This is a genomic window from Telluria beijingensis (genome assembly GCF_030770395.1).
GTDB lineage: Bacteria > Pseudomonadota > Gammaproteobacteria > Burkholderiales > Burkholderiaceae_D > Telluria > Telluria beijingensis.
In genome coordinates, this window is sequence record NZ_CP132480.1 from 1,495,108 (window position 1) to 1,520,799 (window position 25,692).

Annotated in this window: 21 protein-coding genes; 12 read left to right on the top strand and 9 right to left on the bottom strand. The window is 67.8% G+C overall.

Annotated elements, in window-relative coordinates:
• Nucleotides 1–3 precede the first annotated feature (3 nt).
• Entirely contained in the window at nucleotides 4–1,632 is a 1,629-nt protein-coding gene (locus tag Q9246_RS06650; protein WP_306396399.1) for a methyl-accepting chemotaxis protein, read from the top strand.
• Here the strand turns inward: Q9246_RS06650 and Q9246_RS06655 are convergent.
• The 4 genes from Q9246_RS06655 to hepT all read right to left on the bottom strand — a co-directional run bounded on the left by Q9246_RS06655 (nucleotide 1,616) and on the right by hepT (nucleotide 7,434).
• Nucleotides 1,616–4,429: an Hsp70 family protein gene (locus Q9246_RS06655; RefSeq protein ID WP_306396401.1), complete on the bottom strand. Its 2,814-nt coding sequence runs from the start codon at nucleotides 4,427–4,429 to the stop codon at nucleotides 1,616–1,618. The two genes, Q9246_RS06650 and Q9246_RS06655, sit on opposite strands and share 17 nt — an antisense overlap.
• Nucleotides 4,426–6,282: an Hsp70 family protein gene (locus tag Q9246_RS06660; protein ID WP_306396402.1), complete on the bottom strand. Its 1,857-nt coding sequence runs from the start codon at nucleotides 6,280–6,282 to the stop codon at nucleotides 4,426–4,428. Before Q9246_RS06660 ends, Q9246_RS06655 begins: the two co-directional genes overlap by 4 nt.
• A complete protein-coding gene (locus Q9246_RS06665; protein ID WP_306396404.1) occupies nucleotides 6,279–6,887 on the bottom strand; it encodes a DUF2760 domain-containing protein in 609 nt (202 codons plus the stop codon). Before Q9246_RS06665 ends, Q9246_RS06660 begins: the two co-directional genes overlap by 4 nt.
• Nucleotides 6,888–7,014: 127 nt before the next feature.
• The gene (gene hepT / locus Q9246_RS06670) at nucleotides 7,015–7,434 is read right to left on the bottom strand and encodes a type VII toxin-antitoxin system HepT family RNase toxin (RefSeq protein WP_306396406.1); all 420 of its coding nucleotides are present in this window, start codon (nucleotides 7,432–7,434) and stop codon (nucleotides 7,015–7,017) included.
• A 230-nt stretch (nucleotides 7,435–7,664) separates the two neighbouring features.
• Here hepT and imuA point away from each other — a divergent pair, with 230 nt between their 5' ends.
• Together imuA and Q9246_RS06680 are read left to right on the top strand one after the other, a co-directional pair.
• Nucleotides 7,665–8,372, top strand: a complete 708-nt coding sequence (gene imuA / locus Q9246_RS06675) for a translesion DNA synthesis-associated protein ImuA (RefSeq protein WP_306396408.1) — start codon at nucleotides 7,665–7,667, stop codon at nucleotides 8,370–8,372.
• Nucleotides 8,302–9,843 (top strand): Y-family DNA polymerase, encoded by a 1,542-nt coding sequence (locus tag Q9246_RS06680; RefSeq protein ID WP_306396409.1) that lies wholly within the window; start codon nucleotides 8,302–8,304, stop codon nucleotides 9,841–9,843. Before imuA ends, Q9246_RS06680 begins: the two co-directional genes overlap by 71 nt.
• Nucleotides 9,844–9,984: 141 nt before the next feature.
• Here Q9246_RS06680 and Q9246_RS06685 read toward each other — a convergent pair whose 3' ends face one another.
• Nucleotides 9,985–10,431, bottom strand: coding sequence for a helix-turn-helix domain-containing protein (locus Q9246_RS06685; RefSeq protein WP_306396410.1), 447 nt, complete (start codon nucleotides 10,429–10,431; stop codon nucleotides 9,985–9,987).
• A gap of 81 nt (nucleotides 10,432–10,512) precedes the next feature.
• On the opposite strand from Q9246_RS06685, the gene Q9246_RS06690 reads away from it, so the two are divergent.
• The 3 genes from Q9246_RS06690 to Q9246_RS06700 all read left to right on the top strand — a co-directional run bounded on the left by Q9246_RS06690 (nucleotide 10,513) and on the right by Q9246_RS06700 (nucleotide 12,314).
• The gene (locus Q9246_RS06690; protein ID WP_422802355.1) at nucleotides 10,513–11,001 is read left to right on the top strand and encodes a DUF2938 domain-containing protein; all 489 of its coding nucleotides are present in this window, start codon (nucleotides 10,513–10,515) and stop codon (nucleotides 10,999–11,001) included.
• Nucleotides 11,002–11,099: 98 nt separating this feature from the next.
• A complete protein-coding gene (locus tag Q9246_RS06695; RefSeq protein WP_306396411.1) occupies nucleotides 11,100–11,876 on the top strand; it encodes an alpha/beta hydrolase family protein in 777 nt (258 codons plus the stop codon).
• A 69-nt stretch (nucleotides 11,877–11,945) separates the two neighbouring features.
• Nucleotides 11,946–12,314, top strand: coding sequence for a hypothetical protein (locus tag Q9246_RS06700; RefSeq protein WP_306396412.1), 369 nt, complete (start codon nucleotides 11,946–11,948; stop codon nucleotides 12,312–12,314).
• 14 nt (nucleotides 12,315–12,328) lie between these two features.
• Here Q9246_RS06700 and Q9246_RS06705 read toward each other — a convergent pair whose 3' ends face one another.
• From Q9246_RS06705 to Q9246_RS06715, 3 genes are all read right to left on the bottom strand, one after another.
• Nucleotides 12,329–13,066: an AAA family ATPase gene (locus Q9246_RS06705; RefSeq protein WP_306396414.1), complete on the bottom strand. Its 738-nt coding sequence runs from the start codon at nucleotides 13,064–13,066 to the stop codon at nucleotides 12,329–12,331.
• 58 nt (nucleotides 13,067–13,124) lie between these two features.
• Complete coding sequence (gene tyrS / locus Q9246_RS06710) at nucleotides 13,125–14,357, bottom strand: tyrosine--tRNA ligase (protein ID WP_306396416.1); 1,233 nt, start codon at nucleotides 14,355–14,357, stop codon at nucleotides 13,125–13,127.
• Nucleotides 14,358–14,540: 183 nt separating this feature from the next.
• Entirely contained in the window at nucleotides 14,541–16,454 is a 1,914-nt protein-coding gene (locus Q9246_RS06715) for a M61 family metallopeptidase (RefSeq protein WP_306396417.1), read from the bottom strand.
• Nucleotides 16,455–16,673: 219 nt separating this feature from the next.
• Here Q9246_RS06715 and Q9246_RS06720 point away from each other — a divergent pair, with 219 nt between their 5' ends.
• The 5 genes from Q9246_RS06720 to Q9246_RS06740 all read left to right on the top strand — a co-directional run bounded on the left by Q9246_RS06720 (nucleotide 16,674) and on the right by Q9246_RS06740 (nucleotide 22,192).
• On the top strand, nucleotides 16,674–17,144 hold the full coding sequence (locus Q9246_RS06720) for an Hsp20 family protein (protein WP_306396418.1): 471 nt from the start codon (nucleotides 16,674–16,676) through the stop codon (nucleotides 17,142–17,144).
• Between the two features lie 286 nt (nucleotides 17,145–17,430).
• Nucleotides 17,431–18,963: a Do family serine endopeptidase gene (locus tag Q9246_RS06725; protein ID WP_306396420.1), complete on the top strand. Its 1,533-nt coding sequence runs from the start codon at nucleotides 17,431–17,433 to the stop codon at nucleotides 18,961–18,963.
• A gap of 45 nt (nucleotides 18,964–19,008) precedes the next feature.
• Entirely contained in the window at nucleotides 19,009–19,671 is a 663-nt protein-coding gene (locus Q9246_RS06730; RefSeq protein ID WP_306396421.1) for a response regulator, read from the top strand.
• Nucleotides 19,668–21,008, top strand: coding sequence for an ATP-binding protein (locus Q9246_RS06735; protein WP_306396422.1), 1,341 nt, complete (start codon nucleotides 19,668–19,670; stop codon nucleotides 21,006–21,008). Before Q9246_RS06730 ends, Q9246_RS06735 begins: the two co-directional genes overlap by 4 nt.
• Nucleotides 21,009–21,061: 53 nt before the next feature.
• Nucleotides 21,062–22,192, top strand: coding sequence for a branched-chain amino acid ABC transporter substrate-binding protein (locus tag Q9246_RS06740; RefSeq protein WP_306396424.1), 1,131 nt, complete (start codon nucleotides 21,062–21,064; stop codon nucleotides 22,190–22,192).
• A gap of 31 nt (nucleotides 22,193–22,223) precedes the next feature.
• Here Q9246_RS06740 and Q9246_RS06745 read toward each other — a convergent pair whose 3' ends face one another.
• Complete coding sequence (locus Q9246_RS06745; RefSeq protein ID WP_306396426.1) at nucleotides 22,224–23,000, bottom strand: hypothetical protein; 777 nt, start codon at nucleotides 22,998–23,000, stop codon at nucleotides 22,224–22,226.
• Between the two features lie 389 nt (nucleotides 23,001–23,389).
• Between Q9246_RS06745 and Q9246_RS06750 the strand changes: the two genes are divergently transcribed.
• Nucleotides 23,390–25,684 carry a family 43 glycosylhydrolase gene (locus Q9246_RS06750; protein WP_306396427.1) on the top strand — a complete coding sequence of 765 codons (2,295 nt, stop codon included), beginning with the start codon at nucleotides 23,390–23,392 and terminating at the stop codon, nucleotides 25,682–25,684.
• Nucleotides 25,685–25,692: the final 8 nt, after the last annotated feature.

Sequence of the window (25,692 nt, forward strand, 5' to 3'; positions counted from 1 at the left end):
CCCATGTTCGTGAATCTCACCATCGGCGCGCGCCTGGCCATCGGTTTCGCCATCGTCACCGCCCTGCTGGCCGGCATCGTCCTGGTCGCGCTGCAGAGCCTCGCTTCGCTGCACCGCTCGACCGCGCAGATCGTCGACGACCGCTATCCGCAGGTGGTGCTGGCCACCGAGCTGCTGCTGCAACTGGATGCGAATGCGATCGCGATGCGCAATATGCTGCTGGCCGACGACCCCAACCTGCTGCGCGCCGAGACGGCCGCGCTGCGGGAGGGCGAGCGCAGGATCGCCGCCGGGCTGAAAACGCTGGAAGGCATGCTGTCGAGCGAGATGGGACGCAAGTCGTTCCAGGAAATCATGGCCCTGCGCGCGACGTACCAGCAGGGGCAGGCGCGCTTTCTCGCGCTGGCCGCCGGCGGCGGCACCTTCGAGGCGTCGGCCCTGTTGATGACGACCCTGCGCCAGGACCAGCAGGCCTATTCGGCGCGCTTGCGGGGCTTCCTCGCCGGCGGCGGCAAGCTGATGGAACAGAGCGGGCAGGACGCGGCCGCGCTGTACCGCGAGAAGCGCCTGCACATCGTGCTGCTGGCCTGTGCTGCCGGTGTGCTGGCGATCGTCGCGGGCATCTGGATCACCCGCTCGATCACGCGTCCGCTGCAGGACGCGGTGCGGGTGGCGCGCACGGTTGCAGGCGGCGACCTGGGCAGCGACATCGTGGTGCGGTCGCGCGACGAGGTGGGCCAGCTGATGGCGGCGCTGAAAGACATGAACGGGCGCCTGCGCCAGATCGTCAGCGAGGTGCGGGGCGGAACCGACGCGATCGCCGACGCAGCCAAGGAGATGGCGCAGGGGAATATGGATCTGTCGGGCCGCACCGAGCAGCAGGCCGGCGCCCTCGAGGAAACCGCCTCCACGATGGAAGAACTGGGTGCAACGGTCGAGCGCAATGCGGCGCACGCCGGCGCGGCGCGCGAGCGCGCCCGGGATGCGCGCCGCATCGCGGTCGACAGCCACGCAGTGGTGGGGCAGGTGGTCGAGACCATGCAGGCGATCGAAGACTCGTCGCGCCGCATCACCGAGATCACCGGCGTGATCGACGGCATCGCGTTCCAGACCAATATCCTGGCGCTGAACGCGGCGGTGGAAGCGGCGCGCGCCGGCGCCGAAGGCCGCGGCTTTGCCGTGGTGGCGGCCGAGGTGCGCAACCTGGCCCAGCGCGCGGGCACGGCGGCGCAGGACATCAAGCGCCTGATCGACACCTCGCGCGCGAACGTGGAAAACGGCGGCCGGCTGGCCGCACAGGCCGGGGCCACGATGCAGGGACTGGTGGACGGCATCGCCGGCGTGGCCGAGACGATGGGAGAGATCGCACACGCCAGCGCCGAGCAGAGCAGCGGCCTGGGCCAGGTCAATGCGGCGGTGCTGCAGATGGACGCCGCCACCCAGCAGAACGCGGCGCTGGTGGAGCAGGCCGCGGCGGCGTCGCAGGCCTTGCAGGAACGCGCGGCGCGCCTGGCAGCACTGGTCGGCACCTTCCGGCTCGGCCGGGACACCGTGGCGCCATCCATGCTGGCAGGCCAGGAAGGCGGCTACCGGCTGGCGCACCAGCCAGGGGGCGTCAGCGCAGCAGCTTGAGCCCCGGCGGCAGCGCGTCGCCCAGCAGGCGTGTCTCGACCGCCTGGTCCAGCTCGACCACCTCGCGCACCATCGCCGTCCACGTCGGCGGTGCACCACTGGCGACCAGGCGCCGCAGCACGTCGTCGCGCACCGCTTCGCCAATATCGCGCGAGCGGTCGCCCGTCATGCGTGCGATGTGGGCGGCGGCGAAGCCGGCCGGCTCCACCTTGCGCCAGTCGAGGTTCATCAGGGTGCGCAGCCAGCCCTCGGCTACGTCGGGCGGCGCCACCTCGTGGGCGCTCGACTGGAACGACTGGCGCGCGCCGACCCGGCCCAGCGCCCACAGGTATCTGCCGTAGCGCGCCATGGCGCGGGCATCGAGCTTGCCGGTAGAGGGGATATCCTCGATCTGCCCCAGCAGCCATTCGCCGATTTCGGCCTTGTAGGCCGACGGGATGCGCTCGAGCGAGGCGCCCACGCGCAGCATGTCTTCTTCGCTGCCGTCGACCAGGGTGACCGGCCGCCGGCCACGCTCCGCTTCGTCGGCCTGCAGGTTGAAGGCGAAATCGTCGAGCACGCGCAACTGCGATTCGGTCGACAGGCCGCCGGCCACGCGGCGCCACAAGGTCCACCATTCGGCGCGCACCTGGCTGTCCTTGTGGTGCTGGACGCCGCCCTCGAACATCGCCCATAGCTGCTCGATGCGCCATTCGTCGAGCGGGTGACCGAAGCCGGGACGCAGGCAGTAGCCGGCCAGGTTGAGCCAGGCGCGCTCGTGTTCGACGGAGCGACGCCGGCCCCTGGCGCGCGCCAGCAGGGCGTCGAACAGGCGCCGCAGCAGGGGCGTGGTCCAGCGTTCGCGCGCGCCCAATACGTGTTCCAGGCCGGCGCGCAGCTGCCTGACTTCCTTGGGGTCGACCTGTTTCGAGCGGGCGCCGAACACGCGCTCGATCTTGTCGATCGCGGCGTCGAGTTCGAGCGGCAAGGCTTCTTCCTGCGCGTCGCCGTCTTCGTCGCCGCGCAACTGGAAGGCGAGTTGCCAGCGCTGGCCGCCGTTCTCGGCGACGCAATGCACGTCGAGCGTGCCGACTTCGCTCAGGGTCGTCACCAGCCGCACCGGGATCTCGGTCGGCGCGCCGCGCGCCGCGCGCAGCACGGTGGCGATCGCGGGCAGGCGCACTACGCTGGAAGGATCCAGGTCGACCAGGTCGCCGGGCTGCGGCGGGGCGCCGTCATCGGAGATGGTCGACACCAGGTGGAAGCGCACCGGACGGCCCACGCGCAGCGCGAAACTGCGATCCGCTAACGCCACCTCGAGCGTGGCTTGCGTGCCGCGCGGGAGCAGGCAGACGGTGCGCAGTTTGTCGCCTTGCGCTTCGCCATCGAGCAGCAGGTAGTAGCTGCGCGCGGCGCCGCTTTCGATGCCTGGTGCCAGGCCCTGGCGCGCCAGCGTGTAGGCGACGGCGCCGCGGGCGACGGCGATGTCGGGGTTCTCGTTGTGCAGTACGCGCACAGGGGCGCCGCGCCATGCCGTCAGGGTATCGAACAGGCGCTGCGCCAGCGCGCTGCCCCTGAACACGCCGCCGTTGAGCAGGATGGTGTCCGGCACCGGCAATGCGCCATCGTCAGGCAGGCCAAGCGCCTCGCGCGCGGCGGCCGCGTGCTGGCGCAGGAAGCCCGCCAGGTGGCGCGTGACGGCCGGATCGCTGGCATACGGCAGGCCGAATTCGACGATGCCGGCGCGCGCGCGCTTGGCGTCTTCCTGCGTCGCGTTGAGCGGGAAGAAGCCATCGAGCACGATGCGTTCGATGTCGTCGCGCCGCAAGTCGGCCTTGCGGCTGGCGCCGATCAGGCGGCTGCCGGCGCCGAGCAGGGTGACAGTGACGTGGTTCGGTGCATCGTCGGCCAGCAGCTGTTCCTTGGCCGCGCGGCAGCGCTCGGTGAGCTGGGCCAGGCGCGCGCTCGACAGGCGGTTGCGGCCGGCGTCCTCTCCGCTTTGTTCCGCCATGCGCGCCTCGACCAGGTGGGCCAGCGCCAGGTCCATATTGTCGCCGCCCAGGATCAGGTGGTTGCCCACGCCGATGCGGGTGAGCAGCGGTTCGCCGTCGCTGGCCTCGACCTTGACCAGGCTGAAGTCGGTGGTGCCGCCGCCGACGTCGGCGACCAGCACCAGCCTGGCGTCTCCCAGGTCGTCGCTCAAGCGCGCGCGATGCCGGTACAGCCAGTCGTACAGCGCGGCCTGCGGTTCTTCCAGCAGGCGCACGTCCGGCAGGCCGGCCTGCTTCGCCGCCTCCAGCGTCAGCGCGCGCGCGCCTTCGTCGAACGAGGCCGGGACCGTGAGGACGATCTGCTGGCGTTCAAGTGGCTGCTTCGGAAAACGCGTGTTCCAGGCGGCGCGCAGGTGGGCCAGGTAGCTGGCGCTGGCCGCCACCGGCGACACCTTGGCCACCTCGCCTTCGGCGCCCCATGGCAGGATGGGCGCCATGCGGTCGACGCCCGTATGCGACAGCCAGCTCTTGGCGCTGGCCACCAGCCGGCCCGGCGTGGCCGCGCCGAGCGCGCGCGCCAGGCGGCCGAGCGCGATGTGTTCGACACCGGCGACATCAAGACTATTCCAGGGAAGTTGCAGTTCGCCGGGCGCGAGTTCGCCAGCGCCCGGGTGGTAGCGCATCGACGGCAGCAGCGGCGCGCCGGCGACTTCGCCGGGGGCCACTAGCTGGTCGATCGGGAACAGCTCGATCGCGCCCTGGCCCTCACGGGCAAAGGCCAGCACCGTGTTGGTGGTGCCGAGATCGATGCCGACCAGGTAGGTCACGAGGCGTCGGGTGCAGTACGAACGTCGAACTCGACCTTCCAGCGCTGGCCGTCACGGGCGACAGCCGCCAGTTCCAGCGTGCCCGCGTCGGTGGCCAGCGCATGCAGTTTGACTTGCACGACTTCGCCCGCCACACGACCTTCGGCCGGCAAGGTGGCCTGGATCTCGTTCAGTTCCTGCAGTTCTTCCGGACCCCAGAATTCGAGCACGTCGCCGATGCGGTCCTGGCGGCGCACGGTGGAGCCGAAGAAGCGGAAGGTCACCGGCTCGCCGATCACCAGGCCGAATTCCTGGCCCGGCAATTCAAGTTCGCTGCCTTCTTCCATGCCGAATGGCGCCACGCACAGCGCTTCCAATGGCGGCTCCATGCCGGGGATGGCCGGCATCGACGATTCGACGCCGACGTAATAGGAACGCGCCGTGCCGCCGCGGATGCGCACGCCGCCGCCGCGGCGGGCATAGCTGAAATAGGCCGCGCCGCGGGCGACGGCCAGGTCGAGGTCGGCGCCTTCGAGCATGCGCGCCGGTTCCGCGCCTTCCATGTACAGCCAGTCGTTGATGGTGTCCATCACGCGCTGGGCCAGGATGCCCGACTTGAACACGCCGCCGTTGAACAGCACCGCGCTTGGATGCAGGAAGGTGTGCTCCGCGTTCACGCGGCCGCTGAAACCTTCGAGTTCGGCGGTGGCGCCGGCCTGGCGCGCCAGGAAGGCGGCCAGGTGGCGCGTGATCGCCGCATCTTGCGCATACGGCAGGCCGAGCTGGGTCAGGCCGGCGCGGGCGCGCACGGCGGGGCGCGCCGACGCTTCGACGCGCGGGAAGAAACCGTCCGTGATGAAGGCGGTGACTTCCTCGCGCGTGAGTTCGGTGCGGATCGAGCCGCCGATCAGCTTCGAGCCGCGGCTCGGCACCACGATCGGGTGGGTCGTGGCGTTGGGATTGGCCAGCAGTTCTTCCTTGGCGCTGCGGCAGCCATAGGTGAGGGCGCGCATCTGCCAGGCGTCGAGTTGCGTCCCATTGGTGGCGAGCTTGCGCGCCACGAAGTGGGCCAGCGCCAGGTCCATATTGTCGCCGCCCAGCAGGATGTGGTCGCCCACGGCCACGCGGTGCGGTTCGAGCTTGCCGTCGCGCTCCAGGATCGCGATCAGCGAAAAGTCGCTGGTGCCGCCGCCGACGTCGACCACCAGGATGATGTCGCCCGGTGCTACCTGCTTGCGCCAGCGGCCGCCGCTACCCTGGATCCAGCTGTACAGGGCCGCTTGCGGCTCTTCGAGCAGGGTCGGGGCAAAGCCGGCCTGGCGCGCCGCTTCCGCGGTCAGTTCGCGCGCGGCCGGATCGAACGAGGCGGGAATGGTGACCGTGACCGATTGCTGGTCGAACGGCGCCTCTGGGTGCGCAGCGTTCCAGGCCTGGCGCAGGTGTTCCAGGTAGCGGGTCGAGGCGGCCAGTGGCGAAACGCGGGTGACTTCGTCCGGCGCGTCCTGCGGCAGGATCGCGGCGCGGCGGTCGACGCCGGGGTGGCACAGCCAGCTCTTGGCCGACGACACCAGGCGGATCGGCGTGGTGGCGCCGCGGCTGCGCGCCATTTCTCCGGCGACGGCGAGTTCTTCGCCCTGGCTCCAGGGCAGGGCGCGTTCGCCGGCCGGCATCTCGTCCGGGTGCGGCAGGTAGAGGAAGGATGGCAGCAGCGGCAGCGCCTCGACGGTGCCGGGCGCGGTCAGTTGCGGGATCGGCAGCACGGCGTCGACGGCCTTCTCGCCGTCGCTGGCCTGCAGGTCGACGTACGAAAGGGCGCTGTGGGTGGTGCCCAGGTCGATGCCGATGGCATAGCGTGGATCGTGTGCGTCGCTCACAGTTCCACCTCCGCCGGGGCGAGCACGCGCGCGTCGTGGCTGTCGGCCAGTTGCGGCAGCGTGACTTTCGATGCGCGCCAGCCGCGGTGGCTCAGGGTGCCGGTGAACGGCGCCTTGCCGACCACGTTGCCGGTCAGGCGCACGCTGGCGGCGTCGAAGCCTTCGGCCAGGGTGATGCGGCTGCCTTCGTTCTCACTGCGCACCGGTTCGATGGCGAAATGCTCGCGCAGCACGCGCGCGCAGCCTTCGTGCACGACGCGGGCGGCGGCACCGATGTCGGCGTCGGAATAGCTGCCCAGGTTTTCGTGGGCGAAGTCGATCAGGCGGGCTTCGCGCTGGAACAGGCTCAGGAGTTGCAGGGCCGACTCCGGGGTGGGCGCGCGCAGCGGCGCCGGCGTCGGGGCTGGTGTCGGGGCCGGCGTCGGCGCGGGCGTTGGCGCCAGGGTCGGTGCTGGTGTCGGAGCCGGGGCCGGGGCGGCGGTCGGGCCGACGGCGTCGTCGCGCACGCGGGCAGCGAATTCGGCGTCGCCGAGCGACTTGAACAGGGCGCCGAAGGCGATCGACAGGCGGCTGAAGAAGCCGGGCAGGTTGTCAGGTTGGGTCATTTTTTGTTTGTCGTCAGGTGCGGGATGACTGCCGATCGTGTCGGACGATCGCCGGGGCCATCCCCGGAAAATGGCGCATGATATCAGTTAGTACAGCTTTAGCGCAGGCTTGAGGCCAGGCGATGCGTCAGCCGACCTCGCGCACGCCGCCCAGCAGGGCAGCCGAATAATCGGTGAAATCGTCGAGGCCGCGCTTGACGATCGTCACCAGGGCCGGCAGTGGGGCCGCCTGGTGATCCCATTCGGCGCGGCAGAATTCGCCGGTGCGCTTGAGGTCTTCGGCCAGGGTGGGAGCGATCCAGCCATGTTCGGCCAACAGGGTGATGACCTCGCGCTCGTCCTGCGGCAGGCCAAGGCGGGCGTCGCCGATCACATAGTCGCCCATCTCGATCGCCGCCTCCCAGGCGCGGATCACGTTCAACGTGGCCGCGTCCTGGCGCGTGAGGTCGTCCGCGAAGGTGTTGGGGTCCTTGTCGTACTCGTCGCGAGCGCGGCGGCAACAGCGTTCGATGGTGGCGGCCTTGTTGATCAGGATGTCGTCGTCCATGGCGTCCTCATGACTGGTGATCGTGCTGGGCAAGCCAGGAAGATGGTGCCGGAACGCCAATAAACAAGCATCCATGGTTGGTGCGGCGTGGTCTATTTGAACACATTTAATTTTGGTCAATACCAATCGCCTGACTGGTATAGCCAAATTGAATAGGCCTTGCCAAACCCGGGTCCAGCTAGTACTGTATGTTTATACAGTATTTGTTTGATAAGCCCTATATAAGCCCTATGAATCACTCAGCCATCCTTGCCGCACCAGAGGCAGTGCACCCATCGCTGTGGCGCGCGTCGCAGCTGGCGCATGCGGATACGCGCTGCATCGATACCGGCCACGCGACGCTGTCGAGCCAACTGCCCGGTGGCGGCTGGCCCGGCGGCACACTGGTCGACCTGCACCTGCAGCAGCCCGGCATCGGCGAAATGCGCCTGCTGCGTCCGGCCCTGGCCGCCTGCGCCGAACGCCGCATCGTGCTGCTGCAGCCGCCCCATCCACCCCAGGCCCTGGCGCTTGCCGCGCTCGGCCTGGAGCCATCCCAGCTGTTGTGGCTGCGCACGACGCGCACCGCGGATGCGCTGTGGGCGGCCGAGCAGGTGTTGCGTAGCGGCAGTTGCGGCGCCTTGCTGTTCTGGGCCAACCATATGCGTAACGACAGCCTGCGCCGCCTGCACCTGGCGGCGCAAGGCGGCGAAACGCTGTTTTTCATGCTCCGCCCGCTGGCGGCGGCGCAAGATGCATCTCCCGCGCCTTTGCGTCTTGCGCTGCGGCCGGCGGCCGGCGGCATGCATATCGACTTCGTCAAACGCCGGGGACCGCAGCGCGAGGCGCCGCTGTTCCTTCCTCTCGGTTCTTCACTACTGCAACGCCATGCGCCTCTGGATCGGCCTGTATCTGCCCCAGCTACCGCTCGAGGTCTTCAGCCCACGCTGGTTCAGTGAGGCGGCGGGCGCGGCCGGCGGCGCAGTCGGTGGCGATGGCATCGGCGCGGTAGGCCGCGACCCCGGCAGCGTCGTCCTCGAGCAGGAGCGGGTGATCGCGCTGTCGCCGGCGGCGCATGCTGCCGGCGTGCTGCCCGGCATGCGTCGCGGCGGCGTGCTGATGCTGATGCCCGAGGCGCGCATCGAGTTGCGCAGCCACGAGCGCGAGGCCGAGGCCATGGGGGCGGTGGCCATGGCGATGCTGCAGTACACGCCGCAGGTGGCCCTGGCCGAGGAAGCGACCTTGCTGCTCGATATCGGCGCCAGCCTGCGCCTGTTCGGCGGCATCCGGCGCCTGTGCGAGCGGGTGCGCGCCAATATGGCGGCGCTCGGCTTCACGGCCTGCATCGCCTGCGCGCCGACCGCGCGCGGGGCCTGGCTGCTGGCGCGCCGCAATGCGGGCCGCGCCCTGACGATGGATTCGCTGGTGCGGCGCCTCGACCGCCTGCCGGTGGCCCTGCTGCCGCCGGCGCGGCCGTTCGCCAGCTGGTTCGAGGGCATCGGTTGCCGCCGCCTGGACGAGTTGCGGCGCCTGCCGCGTCCCGGCCTGCAGCGGCGCTGCGGGCACGCCTTGCTCGACATGCTCGATGCCGCCTATGGCATGCGGGCCGAATTGTTCCAGTGGGTCGCGCCGCCCGAGCGTTTCCAGGCGCGGCTCGAATTGTTCGACCGGCTCGAACAGGCCGACCTGCTGCTGGCCGGCGCCCACCGGCTGGTGCTGCAAATGACCGGCTGGCTATGCGCGCGCCAGCTGGCGGTCGAGCGCATCCGCCTGTCGCTCGACCACGAGCGCGGCCGCATGGCGCGTCCGCCGACCCTGGTCGAGGTCGCGCTGGCCGAGCCCACCTGGCGCGACGAACACCTGCTGCGCCTGCTGCGCGAGCGCCTGGCCAAGCTGGAGCTCGAAGCACCGGTGATCGGCATCGGGCTCGAGGCGCAGCAATTGCAGGCGATGGCGCCGCCGACCGACTCTCTGTTTCCCGATCCCGGCGGCAGCGAAGAAGACCGCATGCGCATGATCGAGCTGCTGGTGGCGCGCCTGGGCGCAGAGAACGTCTTGCAGGCGCTGCCGCTGGCCGACTACCGGCCCGAGGTCGCCAACGCCTGGGTACCGGTGCAGCAAAAAGTGAGCGCGGCTGCCCGCGCGGCGCAGATGCCGCCCGACGTGCACAGCCTGCCGCGGCCGAGCTGGCTGCTGGCCAAGCCGATCGCGCTCCTGATGCGCGACCACCGGCCGTTCTATGGTTCGCCCCTGCGGGTGGCCTCCAATCCCGAGCGCATCGAGGCGGGCTGGTGGAGCCAGACGCAAACGCGCGACTACTTCATCGCCGAGGGGCAAGACCATGCGCTGTACTGGATCTATCGCGAGCGCATCAACGGCACCGGCGATGATGCGGCGCCGCGCTGGTTCTTGCATGGCCTGTTCGGGTGAGGGGCGCCGGCAGGCTTCACAAACCGTGTATGCCTGTGGCGTCGCTTCCGCGAGACGACAACGTAGAACACCACCGTCGCTCCCGCGAAGGCGGGAGCCCAAGTTTGCAGCATGCCCGTATCCATCGAACGAATCCAGTCCTCATGCCGACTTCGACTCCCGCCTTCGAGGCAGTGACGTGGTGAGCCGATGCTGCCGCCCCAATGCCCCCGATCCCGCCGATGCCAGCAAGCGCTTGAAGGTCGGGCACTCCATATGCCTCGGCGCCGGGCACGCCGCCGCATGCCGCAGTCCCTTGCTCATCGCCGTCAGCCGCAGCACCAGGGCATCGATCTCGTCGGCCTTCGCCGCCAGCAGGCGGCGATCGATCGCCGGTTCCGCGCCGGCCCCGAACATCGCCTGTATCTCGTCCAGCGACAGGCCCGCCGCCTGTCCCAGCGCGATCAGCGCCAGCCGGTCCAGCACCTCGGGCGCGAAGGTGCGCCGCAAGCCCTGCCGCCCGCTCGAGGCGATCAATCCCCGTTTGTCGTAATAGCGCAGCGTCGACGCCGGCACTCCCGTCCGCTTTGCGACCTCGGCAATATCCACGCAGATCCTCTTGACTTGAAGTTGACTTCAACTTCTATAGTGGGACGCATCGTCCGTTCCGTCAACCACAGGAGAATCATCATGCGAAACGAGATCATCGCGATCGTGCTCATCGGCTGCGGCGCTACCGCGCTGCTCGATGCCTGGCTTGCGCTGCTGCGGCGCCTGGGCGTGCCGACGCTCGGCATGGCGCTGCTGGGCCGCTGGATCGGCCATCTGCTGCGCGGCCGGCTGCGTCACGCCGCGATCGGCAAGGCGCGTCCGGTGCGCCACGAAACGGCGTTCGGCTGGATCGCGCACTACGCGATCGGCATCGGCTTCGCCGCCGTGCTGGTGGCGCTGGCCGGCATCGACTGGCTGCGCGACCCGCAACTGGCGCCGGCGCTGGCCTTCGGCCTGGTCACGGTAGCGGCGCCGCTGTTCGTGATGCAGCCGGCCATGGGCGCCGGCTTCGCCGCCTCCCGCACCCCGACGCCGCTGCGCAACTGCCTGCGCAGCGTGGCCAACCACATCCTGTTCGGCTTTGCGCTCTATCTGTGCGCCAGGCTTGTCGCCGGCATGGCCGGATAAACCAGCTGGTATGCCACGCTGGTATGCCCGATGACAGATGCCGGCGCCGCCGCCGGCCATGCTATCGTTGCCTGGACCACGACCACGAGGAGACAGGGATGGCAGGCGAAGCAGTCCACTTCAGGGGCGCCGATGGCCAGATGCTGGCCGCGCGCCTCGACGCACCCGAGGGCCTGGTCAAGGCCTACGCCCTGTTCGCCCACTGCTTCAGCTGCGGCAAGGACGTCTTCGCCGCGGCCCGCATCGCGCAGGGCCTGACGCGCCACGGCATCGCCGTGCTGCGCTTCGACTTCACCGGCATCGGCGCCAGCGAAGGCGAATTCGCCAACACGAATTTTTCGTCCAACCTGTCCGACCTGGTGGCGGCGAGCGACTTCCTGCGCAGCGAGTACGCGGCGCCGCAGCTGCTGGTCGGCCACAGCCTGGGCGGGGCGGCAGTCCTGGCCGCGGCGGCCAGCATGCCCGAGGTGCGCGCGGTCGCGACCATCGCCGCGCCCAGCGATCCGCACCACGTCACCGGCATGTTCCGCGAACACCTGGAGACCCTCGCCACGCACGGCGTCGCCCACGTCCAGCTGGCCGGCCGCCCGTTCACGATCAAGCGCCAGTTCCTGGAAGACGTCGCCGAACAGCGCCTCGAGCAAAAAATCCGCGACCTGGGCCGCGCGCTGCTGGTCATGCATTCGCCGCAGGACGACACCGTGGCCGTGGCCAACGCGCTGCAGATCTTCCAGGCCGCGCGCCATCCAAAAAGCTACGTCTCGCTCGACGACGCCGACCACCTGCTGCGGCGCCGCCACGACGCCGTCTACATCGCCGACGTGATCGCCGCCTGGGCCTCGCGCTATCTCGACCTGGCGCACGCCGGGCCATAAGCGCGCCAGCGCACGGTCGGGCCGGATCGATGAGGCATAATCGGCCCATCGAAGCCGACAGGAGGACCCATGAAGCGCGCAATGAACCTGGCAGCCGTGGCCGCCCTGGCGCTGGCCGCATCCTTTCACGCCCAGGCCCGGGCCCAGCAGACCCTGGACACGCCAGGCTACACCGTCAAGATCACGCAGCAATGCGAAGAAGGCAACGTCACCTGCGACGACGTGCGCTATGTCGGCACCAGCAAGAAGTCCGGCAAGGCGATCTCCTTGCGCGGCAAGACCATGCATGCGATGGCCGCCGACGGCGTCACGCCCGGCGCCTTCCAGGGCTATGTGTTCCGCTCGGGCCGCGTGACGTACACCGTGTTCGCCGACGGCCGCCTGGTGGTCACCGAAGGCAAGAAGACGCTGGTGAACCAGCGCGGCGAATGGAAGTAGGCGCGCGCTAGGCCTTAGTCAGGCGCCAGCAACTGCTCGAGCCGGCGCGGATAGTGGTTCAGGAAATCGCGCGTGACCGCATAGTGCTCGGTGTCCTCGTAGGCCATCTCGGCGATGCCGGAAGCGTCGAAGGCGAGTATCTTCGCACCCGGATAGGCCAGCAGGATCGGCGAGTGGGTCACGATGATGAACTGCGAGCCATCCTCGACCAGCTGGTGGATCGCGCGCAGGGCCGCCAGCTGGCGGTTGGGAGACAGCGCCGCCTCGGGCTCGTCCAGCAGGTACAGGCCATTGCCCTTGAATTTGTTGAGCAGGACGCTCATGAAGGCCTCGCCGTGCGAGCGCGCATGCAGGTTGCCGCCATAGCTGGCAGAGCCGATCTGCTGGTCCATATAGGTCGCGACGTTGTAGAAGCTCTCGGCGCGCATGAAATAACTGTCCCTGGGCCGCCGCACGCTACGCGACATGCGCACATGCCTGGCCAGCGGCGACCGCTCTCCCAGTGTATTGAGGAGCTGTACGGACAAGGTGCCGCCCTCGACCCCGAAGCCCAGCGCCAGCGCGATCGCCTCCAGGATCGTCGACTTGCCGCTGCCGTTCTCGCCGACGAAGAACGTCACGTCGGCATGGAACTCGATCGTTTGCAGTTCGCGCACGGCCGGGATGTTGAACGGGAAGGCGTCGAAATCGACCTCGTTGCCGAAGTCGGGCCAGACGCGCTGCAGATAGGGCTTGGCGGCAAACTTGTTCATGACAGGATGGCGGACAATGAATGCTGCCAGTGTGCCACAGCATGGGCGGCCCAAGCGCCTAGACGATGTTCTGTTCCTCGGCCGCGACCACGATGCGCACGTGCTGCTTGCGGCCCGCCGACAATACCCATTCGGCACGGTCGCCTGCCAGCGGCACGTCGGCATCCATCGCCGTCACCCCGTCCAGCCGCAGGCCGCCGCCCGCGGCCAGGCGCCGCGCCGCGCCGCGCGATGCCGCCAGGCCGGCCTGCACCGCCAGCTCGGCCAGCGTCACGCCGGCACTGCGGCGCGCCGCATCGATCGCATGGGTCGGCATGTCGCCGCGGTCCGCGCCGCCGAAGGCCGCCGCTGCCGCGCGCTGCGCCGCATCGAGCGCGTCCTGCCCGTGCGCCAGCCGCGTCGCCTCGTTGGCCAGCACGGTCTTGGCTTCGTTGAGCTCCGCGCCCCGCAGCGCGCCGAGACGCCGCACCTCGTCCATCGGCAGTTCGGTGAACAGCGCCAGGAAGCGTTCGACATCGCGGTCGTCGACATTGCGCCAGAACTGCCAGAAGCCATAAGGCGACAGGCGATCGGCATTCAGCCACACCGCGCCATCAAGCGACTTGCCCATCTTCTTGCCGTCGCTGGTGGCCAGCAGCGGCATCGTCAGGCCGTACAGGTCCACCGCGGCGGAACGCCGCCCGAGATCGATGCCGTTGATGATATTGGCCCACTGGTCGGCGCCGCCGATCTGCAGGGTGCAGCCATGGCGGCGCGCCAGCTCGACGAAGTCGTAGGCTTGCAGCAGGGTGTAGCCGAATTCGAGGAAGGACAGCGAGTGCTCCAGGCGCGAGCGGATCGCGTCGAACGTCAGCATGCGGTTGACGCTGAAGTGGCGCCCGACCTGGCCCAGGAAGTCCAGGTAGCCCAGCCCATCGAGCCATTCGGCGTTGTCGACCACGGCGACGCCAGGGCCAAGGTAGCGCGTGAAGGCGCTGCGGATGCCGGCGATATTGGCGTCGATGGCGGCGGCATCGAGCAGCGGCCGCGAGGTGTCGCGAAAGCTCGGGTCGCCGATGCGGGTAGTGGCGCCGCCGATCAGCAGCATGGGGCGATGGCCGGCGCGCTGCAGCCAGCGCATCAGCATCAGGCCCTGCAGGTGGCCGACGTGAAGGCTGTCGGCGGTAGCGTCGAAGCCGAGGTAGGCGGTGACCGGCGTGGCCATGGCATGGCGCAGGCCGGCCGCGTCGGTGCACTGGTGGATGAAGCCGCGTTCTTGCAGCAGATCGAGCAAATCGGAAGTGTGGGTCATGTGGGTTCCTGGTGGTGGAACGCCCCAGGATGACCGATTGCCCATGCGTGGTCCGCCTGAGGCGGACCGGGTTGCGTGAAAGCCCCTACCGCCGCGAGATGCGGTAGGCGTAATAGCTGGCAGGGGAGGTCACGATGAAAGTCATGAGGCCATCTTAGCCGCAGCGGCGAATGCGGGTCAAGATTATTTGACCGCCTTGAACAACGCGTCGAGCCTGTCCTTCGTGCCCGCAATACGCTCGAGCTTCGGATAACGCAAGCCATCGCGGTAGTCGAGCGTGATGGTGCGCAGGTTGTTCCCCTTGCGTACCAGCAGTTCGATCGGCGCCTTGCCATCCTTGTTCGCGCGCACCGCCGCCTTCAGCACGTCGCCCTTGTACACGCGGTTGTTGACGGCGACGATGGTGGTGTTGGCCGCCAGGCCGGCGCGGAAGCCCACGCCGTCCCACACCACGCCGGTGACGCTGCCGTCGCTGCGCACCGAGAAGCCGAGCGAATAGGTGAAGTCGGTGCTGCGGGTGCGTTCCTCGGCAGCGCGGATCGCGTTGCCGGGCGTGTCGCCGTAGGCCAGCTTCCAGCCGGCGCGCTGCAAGCCGTCGAGCGGGGCGCCCGGGCCGTGGCCGTCCAGGCGCGCGCGCAGGAACGGCGCCCAGTCGAATTTCTGCACCTTGGTCAAGGCGGCCACCACGTCGTCGAAGGTGTAGTACACCGTGTCGATGCTGCCGTCCTGGATGCCGAAGAAGGCGCGCGCGAAATCTTCCAGGCTGCGCTTGTCGCCCGAGAGTTCGCGGATCCTGGTGTCGACGTCGAGCCAGACCAGCATGCCCTCGGTGTAGTAGTCCTCGCTGCGCTGCCAGTTACCCCAGCCGATCGGCTTGCGGCCGTTGATGATCGGGTCGTTGACCGTGTCCTGCATCGCGCGCCAGTCGCGGCCCTGCGTGTTGTCGTAGCGCGCTGCGTCGATCGCCAGCGCCTCGCGCGCATGCGCCTGCGACACCAGGCCGGAACGCGCGGCCAGCACCTTGCCCCAGAACTGGGTCTGGCCCTCGTACACCCACAGCAGCTCGTTCTGCAGCGGGGTGTTGAAGTTGGCCACGTCCTGGCCGGCCGGGCGGCGGAACTTGCCGTTCCAGGAGTGCACGAATTCATGCGGCAGCAGCTCGCGGCCGGCCTCGTTGCGGCCCCAGTCGGTGAAGTAGCCGAGCCGCACGCCGTTCTCGCTCGACTGCTGGTGCTCGCGGCCGATGCCGCCGAATTCGTCCGAGATCGCGAACAGGAAATCGTACTGCTGGTAGTGGCGCGAACCGAAAAGCCTGATGGCCTGGTCGACCATCGCGCGGTGCAGCGCGATCTGCTCGGGCTTGGCCTCGAGGTTCTCGGGATTGTCGGCCACCACGTTCAGCATCACCGGGTTCTTCGCGCCGGGCGCCAGGTCGATGCGCCTGAAATAACGGCCGGCAAATAGCGGCGAATCGACCAGGGTGTCGAGGTCGTGCGGCTTGAAGCGCACCTCGTCGCCGTTGCGGCCCTCGACCGCCAGCGCGCTGGCGAACTGCCAGCCGGCCGGCAGCGTCAGGGTCGGCTGCACCGTGATGCGGCGCGCGTGGTAGCCGGCCGGGTACAGCGCCACCGATTGCCACTGCACGCCCAGGATGTCGTCGGTCATGGTGATGCGGCCCTGGCTGGTGTCCAGCGGCGACAGGAACTGGTATTCGGCCACCAGGGTGGTGGCGCCTTCCGGCACCGTCACGTGGAAGGCGTGGACGTGGACCGGGTCGCGCGTCCACTCGACCGGCTTGCCGCCCGCGCTGAACTTCAGGCCGGCCAGCTGGGTCAGCGGAATATTGGGGCCGTGGTTACCCGGCGCCCACTGCGGATACAGCAGCGTCATGGGGCCCGCTTGCACCGGCATCGACAAGCGCATGCTGAAGATCTGCTGCGACAGGTTGCTGGCGTCGACGTGCAGGGCGATCGTGCCGGGATACGGGTCGTTGCCGACGGCTGGGACCTGGGCAACTGCCGGCAGGGCAAATGCGAGAGCCAGGGCGAGGGCGCTGGCCGGGCGGGCGGCGCGGGCGAGAAAGCGGAATGCGGTCATCGTGAAACGGGAAGCGAATGGGAAGCGGGCGAGTGTAGCACCCGATATCCATTCAGATTTCCATGGATACATCATGCAAATATTATTTGCAACTCGTGCATAAAATCCGCATTTCGTATGTCTTGAAAATGCTTTGACGTGACATTAGATTGGTCCCAGCGGAATGCTCAATGGAGGTTCCGCCCTTTTATCGCTTAACTTCACAAGGATATGAATACCATGCGTACTTTCGACCTGACTCCCCTGTACCGTTCCGCCATCGGTTTCGATCGCCTGGCCAGCCTGCTCGAGCAACGCGCCGAAGCGCAGCCGAGCTACCCGCCGTACAACATCGAACTGGTGAGCGAAGACCAGTACCGCATCGTGATGGCGCTTGCCGGTTTCTCGCGCGACGAAGTCGAGATCGTCACCGAGCGTGACAGCCTGCACGTCACCGGCCGCAAGCAGAAGGACGACGTCCAGCGCACCTTCCTGCACCGCGGTATCGCCGCCCGCGATTTCGAGCAGCGCTTCCAGCTGGCCAACCACGTGAAGGTCACCACCGCCTCGTTCGACAACGGCATGCTCACCATCGAACTGGTGCGCGAAGTGCCCGAAGCCCTCAAGCCGCGCAAGATCGCCATCGGCGACGCGAACGGCACTATCGAGGGTGGCAACGTCAAGACCCTGGAACAGCGCGAAGCCGCTTGAGCCCAGTTTGTCGTTAGCGTCACCACGTCGCTAGCGTGAACACGTCGTTCCCGCGCAGGCGGGAACCTAATTTTGCGAGCGTTGAGGTAACGCGGGCAGAACTTGGGTTCCCGCCTGCGCGGGAACGACCGTTTTGGGGCTGACGAAAGAACGGGTTCCGCTCATCATTAAGGGGCGCCTAAGCCCCGAGCCTTGTCAACTTAAGCATGATCTAAGGCGGCTGCGCGAAGATACGCCCATCGATACTCAGCATCGATTCAACACATTTTCACCAGGAGCACACACCATGTCGAACCAAAGTGCCGTTACTGCCATCACTGCCAAACGCCTCATGCTGGCCCTGGGTGCCGCAGGCGTCATCGGTGGCGCGGTCGGTGCCATCGCTGTCAATCACAATAATGCCGTGGCCGAAAGCGCGCCTGCCGTTGCAGCCGCTCCGGTCCAGGCTCCTGCACCGGCGCCAGCGCCGGCCGCCGCCGTGGGCGCCCCGGCGGCCACCGTGGCCCTGCCAGACTTTACCCGCATCGCCGCCCAGCAGGGTAAGGCGGTGGTCAATATCCGTGTCGTCGGCGGCACCAAGGCCGCGAATCGCGGCGGCTTGCCGAACCTCGACCCGAGCCACCCCTTCTACGAATTTTTCCGACAGTTTCAGGATCCGCGCTATGCCGAGCGCGGTCGTGAAGCTCCCGTTTTCGGCGCCGGATCGGGCTTCATCGTAAGCCCGGACGGCGTCATCCTTACCAACGCCCACGTCGTGCAAGGCGCCGACGAGGTCACCGTCAAGCTGCAGGACCGCCGCGAATTCCGCGCCAAGGTCCTGGGCTCCGACCCGCGCACCGACGTGGCCGTGCTCAAGATCGACGCCAAGGGCCTGCCCGTGGCGCCGATCGGCAAATCGCAATCGCTGCTGGTGGGCGAGTGGGTGCTGGCCATCGGTTCGCCGTTCGGTCTCGAAAGCACCGTCACCGCCGGCGTGGTCAGCGCCACCGGCCGCTCGATTTCGGATAACAACGTGCCGTTCATCCAGACCGACGTCGCGGTCAACCCCGGCAACTCGGGCGGCCCGCTGTTCAATACCCGCGGCGAGGTGGTCGGCATCAACTCGCAGATCTACAGCATGACCGGCGGCTACCAGGGCCTGTCATTCTCGATCCCGATCGACCTCGCGGTGCGCATCAAGGACCAGATCGTCGCCACCGGCAAGGTGCAGCACGCCAAGCTGGGCGTGAGCGTGCAAGAGGTCGACCAGGCCTTTGCCGATTCGTTCAAGCTCGACACCGTCGAGGGCGCCCTGGTGTTCAACGTCGAACGCGGCGGCCCGGCCGAGCGCGCCGGCCTGAAGTCGGGCGACGTGATCCGCGCCGCCAACGGCAAGCCCATCGTTTCGTCGATCGACCTGCCGGCCATGATGACCCTGTCCAAGCCGGGCGACAAGGTGGCGCTCGATGTCTGGCGCGAAGGTAAACTGCTGCGTGTCGATGCCACCCTGGGCAATGCGGCCGACCGGCCGCGCCGCGGCCAGGAGCCGCAACTCGCCGAGGCGGTCGACAACAGCGCCAAGCTGGGCCTGACCCTGCGTCCGCTGGAGTCGGTCGAGCGCCGCCGCAGCGGCATCGCCAACGGCCTGGTGATCGAGGACGCGTCCGGCGCCGCGATGGTCGCCGGCATCGAGCCGGGCGACGTGCTCATCTCGGTCAACGGCCGTCCGGTGAGCTCGGTCGAGCAGGTGCGCGACATGGTGTCCAAGGCCAGCAAGTCGGTGGCCTTGCTGATCCAGCGCGGTAGTGACAAAATCTTCATTCCGGTGCGGATCGGGTAAGCGCAATCGCGTCCTCCGCCGGCCGGCACAAGGAACAGGGAAATCATGCGGCTACTGCTGGTAGAAGACGATACGATGATCGGCGAAGTGGTGCTCGACCTGCTCAGGGCCGAGCACTACGCCGTCGACTGGGTCAAGGACGGCGAGATGGCCGACACGGCCCTGCTGCAGAACCAGAACTACGACCTGGTGCTGCTCGACCTGGGGCTGCCGCGCAAGGACGGCCTCGAAGTGCTGCGCTCGATGCGCTCGCGAAAAGACCGCACGCCGGTCCTGGTCGCCACCGCGCGCGACTCGGTCCAGCAGCGCATCGCCGGCCTGGACGCCGGCGCCGACGACTACGTGCTCAAGCCCTACGACCTCGACGAGCTGCTGGCGCGCATCCGCGCACTGCTGCGCCGCGCCGCCGGGCGCGCCGAGCCGATCTTCGAATACCGCAACATCGCCATCAATCCCGCCACCCGCGAAGTGCTGGTCGACGGCACCGGGGTGTCGCTGTCGGCGCGCGAATGGGCGGTGCTCGAAGCCCTGGTGGCGCGCCCCGGCGCAGTGCTGTCGCGGGCGCAGCTGGAAGAAAAACTGTACAGCTGGCGCGACGAAGTCTCGAGCAACGCGGTCGAAGTCTATATCCACGGCCTGCGCAAGAAACTGGGCAGTGACCTGATCCAGAACGTGCGCGGCGTCGGCTATATGGTGCCCAAGGCATGAAAATGACGCACTCGCTGCGCGGGCGCCTGCTCTGGTTCCTGCTCGCGGCGATCACCCTGGCGGCGGTGGCGCAGGCGACGATCGCCTACCGCACCGCGCTGCACGACGCCGACCAGATCTTCGACTACCACATGCAGCAGATGGCGCTGTCGCTGCGTTCCGGCACGCCGCTGTCGAACGACGAGGCGCGCGCCCGCATGGAAGCCGAGAGCAGCGCCAGCGGCAACGACGATATGGTGGTGCAGATGTGGTCGCCCGACGGCGCCCAGATGTTCCACAGCGTCTCGCGCGCGCGCCTGCCGCAGCGCGCGGTGCTGGGCTTTTCCAATGTGCGCGCCAACGGCACCACCTACCGCGTGTTCTCGATCCAGACCTCGAACCAGACCGTGCAGGTCGCGCAAGACCTGGCCGTGCGCCGCAATATGGCGGGTAATCTCGCCTTGCGCACGCTGGGCCCGGTCGCGGTCATGATGCCGATCCTGATGCTGGTGGTGTGGTGGGTCGTGAGCGGCTCGCTGCAGCCGGTGGCGCGGGTGCGTTCGCAGGTGGCATCGCGCCAGGCCGACGACCTGTCGCCGGTGTCGGATACCGGCTTGCCCGACGAGGTGCGGCCGCTGGTGCAGGAGCTGAACCTGCTGTTCGGCCGCGTGAAAACCGCCTTCGACGCGCAGCAGCATTTCGTGGCCGACGCCGCGCACGAGCTTCGCACGCCGCTGGCCGCGCTGCGCCTGCAGGCGCAGAGCCTGGACCGCGCCGACACGCCGGAAGCGCGCCGCACGGCGGTAGGGCGCCTGACCGCCGGCATCGACCGCGCCACCCGCCTGGTCGAGCAATTGCTGGTGCTGGCGCGGCAAGAGGCGACGGCGGCCGAGGGCGCGGTATCGCGCCCGGTCGACCTGGCGGATCTCGCGCGCCGCACCGTGGCCGACCTGGCCGGCGTGGCCGCCGCCAAGGGCGTCGACCTGGGCGTGCAGCAGGCCGACCCGGCCACGGTCGATGGCCAGCCCGACGCGCTGCAGATCCTGCTGCGCAACCTGGTCGACAACGCGGTCAAGTACACGCCTGGCGGCGGCACGGTCGACATCTCGGTGCAGCACGAGGCAGGCAATATCGTGGTGCAGGTCGAGGACAGCGGGCCGGGCATCCCGCCTGAAGAACGCGAACGCGTGTTCGACCGCTTCTACCGCGTGGCCGGCAGCGAGGCCGCCGGCAGCGGCCTGGGACTGGCCATCATCAAGGCGATCGCCGAGCGCCACGGCGCGACCCTGGCGCTGGACGCTTCGCAGCGCCTTGGCGGATTGAAGGCGGTCGTCACGTTTAACTCGCCCTCGCGGTAGAATGATCGGTTCCGCGGGCCTGCGTGGCCCGCATTGCAGAGAACGAGGAATCGATGAACAAGAAGATGTTGGCTGTGGCCGTGATGTCGACGGCCGCAGGCGTGGCGCCTGCCCAGGAAGTGGTCAGGATCGCCCACGTGGCCGGATTGACCGGCCCGGTGGCGTATTTTGGCAAGGACACCGAGAACGGCGCGCGCATGGCGATCGAGGCGCTCAATGCGCGCGGCGTGACGATCGGCGGCAAGAAGGTCACCTTCCAGCTGGTGGCCGAGGACGACGCGGCCGATCCGAAGCAGGCCACCACCGTGGCGCAGAAGCTGGTCGACGCGAAAGTGAATGGCGTGATCGGCCACCAGACCTCGGGCACCACGATCCCGGCTTCCAAGATCTATCACACCGCGGGCATCCCGCAGATCTCGCACTCGAGCACCAGCCCGAAATACACCCAGCAAGGCTTCAACACGGCGTTTCGCGTGATCGCCAACGACGTGCAGCTGGGCCAGGCGCTGGGCCGCTACGCGACCGGCACGATGAAGGCGAAGCGGGTGGCGGTGGTGGACGATCGCACCGCCTATGGCCAGGGCCTGGCGACCGAGTTCTCGCGCAGCCTGCAGAAGCAGGGCGGCAGCGTGGTCGCGCGCGAGTTCACCAACGACAAGGCGACCGACTTTTCCGCCATCGTTACCCGCATCCGCGCCACCAGGCCCGACCTGGTGTTCTTCGGCGGGATGAACGCGACCGCCGGCCCGATGCTGCGCCAGATGAAGCAGCTGGGCATGAACGTGCGCATGATGGGCGGCGACGGCATCTGCTCGGACGAGATCCATAAACTGTCGGGCGGCACCATGGGCGATGGCCAGGTGGTGTGCGCGGAGGCGGGCGGCGTGCAGGGCGACGCCAAGGCCGGCATGGACAGGTTCCGCGCCGACTACAGGAAGCGCTTTGGCATCGACGTCCAGATCAATGCGCCGTATGCCTACGATGCGACGATGGCCATGGCCGAGGCGATGGTGAAGGCCAGATCGGCCGCGCCGGCCAAGTACCTTCCGGTGCTGGCCAGGATCGAGTACAAGGGTGTGACCGGGCCGATCGCGTTCGATGCGCGCGGCGATATTCGTGATGGCACGATCACGCTGTATACCTTCAAGGGCGGCAAGCGTTCGCTGCTGACCGTCACGAAATAAATCGTGCGGGCCCGCCGTGCAAGGCGGCGGGCTAGTCGTATTCCGGCCGTTTGAGCACGTGACGGAAGGTCGGCTCGATGTTCATCGCATGCAGGTGCCTTACGATGTCTTCCAGCGTCGCGTCTTTCAGCAGCAGTCCCGCCTGCGTGGCGGCGTGGATCGCGCGCGGCGCGGGCACGCTTTGCGCGACGACAGGCTTGGGGTGTGCAGGCTCGCCCGCCGGCGCCAGCGCGTCGAACACCCGCTCGAACTGCTCCTCGCCGAAACTCTCCAACCCTTCCAGAAACGCTGCCTGGCCCAGCGGCGGCGGCGCCATGTCCAGCCCCGCCTCGTCGGCGAACGAAGCGCCCATGCCCGGATGAATGAAGGCGGCCCACTTGCCGGTGCGCGGGTGCCGGCAGGGCGGCAGCGCGACCGGTGCGCGCACGGCGTCCGGCGCCAGCTCGACCTCGGGGAAGTACGCATCGCGCAGGCGTTCGAGGAAGGCCTGCGCACGGTCGGCCGGCACCGGCGTCGCCAGCGACAGCCACAGGTAATAGGCGTCGCCGCCCGAGATGCTCACCGCCGGCGCGGGCAGGCCGATCTCTTGCAGCGTGTTGGCGACCTCGCACAGCCGCAGCCAGTGGGCGTCGCCCTCGAGGCCCTTGGCCTTGCGGAAGGGGATCATCATGGCGCGCGCCAGGCCGTCGTCGCCGGTCAGGCTGATGGGCAGGTTCTGCTGGCCAAGCAGGTGCGGCGCCAACACGTCGGGCGGCGGCGCATCCGCGGGAAGATAGAGCCGCATCAGTTCGGCGATCAGTTTTTGCATGATGGTGTGGGTCTTGCATGAAAGGCGGTATTTTGACACAGCGCGCCCGTGGCGCGCAGCCAACACGCGATGTCCAGTCGTGTATTCGCGCGATTACTTTTTTTGCGATTAAACGCAATAAAAAGAAAATATGATTATCGATAAAAATGCGCCGATATCAATTCAATGCGGTTTTTATAAAATATCGCGATTTAAGTAATCGCATATATTTCCTATGTGAAATTGCGTAAATAATCGATGTAAATTCGGTTGCAAGCCGCATTAAAATCCCGCATTCTCGACTCCGCATGCGATATGAATCGCGGCGAATAAAACAAAATCCAACGGAGACGAGATTGAACACTAAAACCATATCCCTGTGGGGAGCATGGGCCGCATTGGTATCGGCCATGCTTTCCCCGAATGCCGCCGCCCAGGCGGTTCCCGCCCCGATCGCCTTCCAGAATGCCTCGGTCCACGATCCCTCGGTGGTCAAGGTCGGCGATACCTTCTATGTATTCGGCTCTCACCTCGCCGCCGCCAAATCGCGCGACCTGATGAAATGGCAGCAGGTCAGCGAAGGCGTGAATGCAAACAATCCGTTATTTCGCAAGGGCGCATCGAATGTGCTGACCGAATTAAAGGAAACATTCGACTGGGCGCAATCCACCACCCTGTGGGCGGCCGATGTCAGGCAGCTGGCGGACGGCAAATTCTATATGTATTACAACGCCTGCAAGGGCGATTCGCCGCGCTCCGCCATGGGCATCGCGGTGGCCGATCATGTCGAAGGCCCATATGTCGATAAAGGCATCTTCCTCAAATCCGGCATGTGGGGACAGGCCAGCCACGATGGCACGGTGTACGACGCCATGAAGCATCCGAACGCGGTCGACCCGCATGTGTTTTCGGACAAGGCCGGCAGGCTGTGGATGATCTATGGCTCGTATTCGGGCGGCATCTTCATCATGCAGATGAATCCGGCGACCGGCTTTCCATTGCCGGGGCAGGGCTATGGCAAGCGCCTGATGGGCGGCAACCACGCGCGCATCGAGGGCGCCTTCGTCATGTACAGCCCGGCCACCGCGTACTACTACATGTTCACCTCGTTCGGCGGCCTGGATGCGAGCGGTGGCTACAATATGCGGGTGGCGCGTTCGCTCCAGCCCGACGGCCCCTACCTCGATGCCGAGGGCGTCGACATGGCGCAGGTGAAGTCCGACCCGGCCCGGCCGCTGTTCGACGATGCCTCGATCGCGCCGCACGGCGTCAAGCTGATGGGCAGCTTCCTGTTCGAGCGTGAACTCGGCGATGGCGGCGCCGGCATCGGCACCGGCTATGTCTCGCCAGGCCACAACTCGGCCTACGTCGATCCCGCCACCGGCAAGCACTTCCTGGTGTTCCACGCGCGCTTCCCCGAGCGCGGCGAGCAGCACGAGGTCCGCGTGCACCAGATGTTCATGAACGCCGACGGCTGGCCGGTGGTGGCGCCTTACCGCTACGCCAACGAGACCCTGGGCACGGTGCGGCGCGAGTTCGTGCAGGGCGACTACATGCTGGTCAACCACGGCAAGGACATCTCGGCCACCATCAAGAAGTCGCAGCACATCACCCTGAACCCGAACGGCACCGTGGGCGGCGCCGTCGGCGGCAGCTGGATCCTCAGCGGCAGCAACGGGGTCGAGATCCGCCTGCCCGGCGCTTCTCCGTACAAGGGCGTGTTCGTCAACCAGTGGAGCGAGGCCGCCAAGACCTATGTGATGACCTTCTCGGCGCTGTCGCGCGAAGGCGTGGCGCTGTTCGGCAGCCGCCTGCCGCCGCGCACCGATGTCCAGGTGGCGAACGCCATCGCCAATGAACTCAGCCTGGGCAACACCAGCGCCATCACCGCCGACCTGGCGCTACCCACCAGCGGCGCGCGCGGCGCGGTGATCGGCTGGACCTCGTCCAACCCGGCCGTGATCAGCCACACCGGCGTCGTCACCAGCCCGGCCGGCGGCGACGTCAACGTCACCCTGACCGCGCGCATCGCCAAGGGCAATACGGTGGTCTTCAAGAGCTTCGCCGTCACCGTGCGCAAGGCCGCCGGCCTGCTGGCCCACTATGCCTTCGACGGCAACCTGGCCGACTCGAACGGCATCTTCGGCGCCGGCGCCGTCACCGGCAACCGCATCGACGCCGCCGGGGGCAGCATCGGCTACGAGACTGGCGTGAAGGGCCAGGCGGCCGTGTTCAATGGCGCGAGCGGAGTACGCCTGCCGAACGGCCTGGTCTCGTCCAACAACTACAGCGTGGCGCTGTGGCTCAAGCCGGCCCAATTGACCGCTTTCAGCACCACCTTCTTCGGCGCGCGCACGACCGATTCGTGGATCAGCCTCCTGCCGATGGGGCACGAGTTCGTCGGCGGCGCCTCGATGCTGTGGTCCGGCACCAGCTGGTATGACGCCGGCCTGGGCATGAACATCCCTGTCGGACGCTGGTCGCACGTCGCGTTCACCGTCAGGAATGGCGCGGTCAATGTCTACGTCGATGGCATGAAGCGCTTCAGCGGCGTGAACTTCCCGCACGTGTTCACGAACGCGAACGGCGTGTTCGCGCTCGGCGTGAACTGGTGGGATACGCCGTACCGCGGATCGATGGACGACTTGCGCATCTATGGCGCGGCCCTGGGCGATGCCGACGTCGCGGCCCTCGCGCGCCAATAACCCATAAG

What these genes read in the sequence shown, in the direction of transcription:
- hepT (WP_306396406.1), bottom strand. Translation starts at nt 7,434, where the DNA reads ATGGACGACGACATCCTGATCAACAAGGCCGCCACCATCGAACGCTGT.
- Q9246_RS06680 (WP_306396409.1), top strand. Translation starts at nt 8,302, where the DNA reads ATGCGCCTCTGGATCGGCCTGTATCTGCCCCAGCTACCGCTCGAGGTC.
- Q9246_RS06700 (WP_306396412.1), top strand. Translation starts at nt 11,946, where the DNA reads ATGAAGCGCGCAATGAACCTGGCAGCCGTGGCCGCCCTGGCGCTGGCC.
- Q9246_RS06725 (WP_306396420.1), top strand. Translation starts at nt 17,431, where the DNA reads ATGTCGAACCAAAGTGCCGTTACTGCCATCACTGCCAAACGCCTCATG.
- Q9246_RS06735 (WP_306396422.1), top strand. Translation starts at nt 19,668, where the DNA reads ATGAAAATGACGCACTCGCTGCGCGGGCGCCTGCTCTGGTTCCTGCTC.
- tyrS (WP_306396416.1), bottom strand. Translation starts at nt 14,357, where the DNA reads ATGACCCACACTTCCGATTTGCTCGATCTGCTGCAAGAACGCGGCTTC.
- Q9246_RS06715 (WP_306396417.1), bottom strand. Translation starts at nt 16,454, where the DNA reads ATGACCGCATTCCGCTTTCTCGCCCGCGCCGCCCGCCCGGCCAGCGCC.
- Q9246_RS06705 (WP_306396414.1), bottom strand. Translation starts at nt 13,066, where the DNA reads ATGAACAAGTTTGCCGCCAAGCCCTATCTGCAGCGCGTCTGGCCCGAC.
- Q9246_RS06730 (WP_306396421.1), top strand. Translation starts at nt 19,009, where the DNA reads ATGCGGCTACTGCTGGTAGAAGACGATACGATGATCGGCGAAGTGGTG.
- Q9246_RS06690 (WP_422802355.1), top strand. Translation starts at nt 10,513, where the DNA reads ATGCGAAACGAGATCATCGCGATCGTGCTCATCGGCTGCGGCGCTACC.
- imuA (WP_306396408.1), top strand. Translation starts at nt 7,665, where the DNA reads ATGAATCACTCAGCCATCCTTGCCGCACCAGAGGCAGTGCACCCATCG.
- Q9246_RS06745 (WP_306396426.1), bottom strand. Translation starts at nt 23,000, where the DNA reads ATGCAAAAACTGATCGCCGAACTGATGCGGCTCTATCTTCCCGCGGAT.
- Q9246_RS06665 (WP_306396404.1), bottom strand. Translation starts at nt 6,887, where the DNA reads ATGACCCAACCTGACAACCTGCCCGGCTTCTTCAGCCGCCTGTCGATC.
- Q9246_RS06720 (WP_306396418.1), top strand. Translation starts at nt 16,674, where the DNA reads ATGCGTACTTTCGACCTGACTCCCCTGTACCGTTCCGCCATCGGTTTC.
- Q9246_RS06695 (WP_306396411.1), top strand. Translation starts at nt 11,100, where the DNA reads ATGGCAGGCGAAGCAGTCCACTTCAGGGGCGCCGATGGCCAGATGCTG.
- Q9246_RS06650 (WP_306396399.1), top strand. Translation starts at nt 4, where the DNA reads ATGTTCGTGAATCTCACCATCGGCGCGCGCCTGGCCATCGGTTTCGCC.
- Q9246_RS06750 (WP_306396427.1), top strand. Translation starts at nt 23,390, where the DNA reads ATGCTTTCCCCGAATGCCGCCGCCCAGGCGGTTCCCGCCCCGATCGCC.
- Q9246_RS06740 (WP_306396424.1), top strand. Translation starts at nt 21,062, where the DNA reads ATGAACAAGAAGATGTTGGCTGTGGCCGTGATGTCGACGGCCGCAGGC.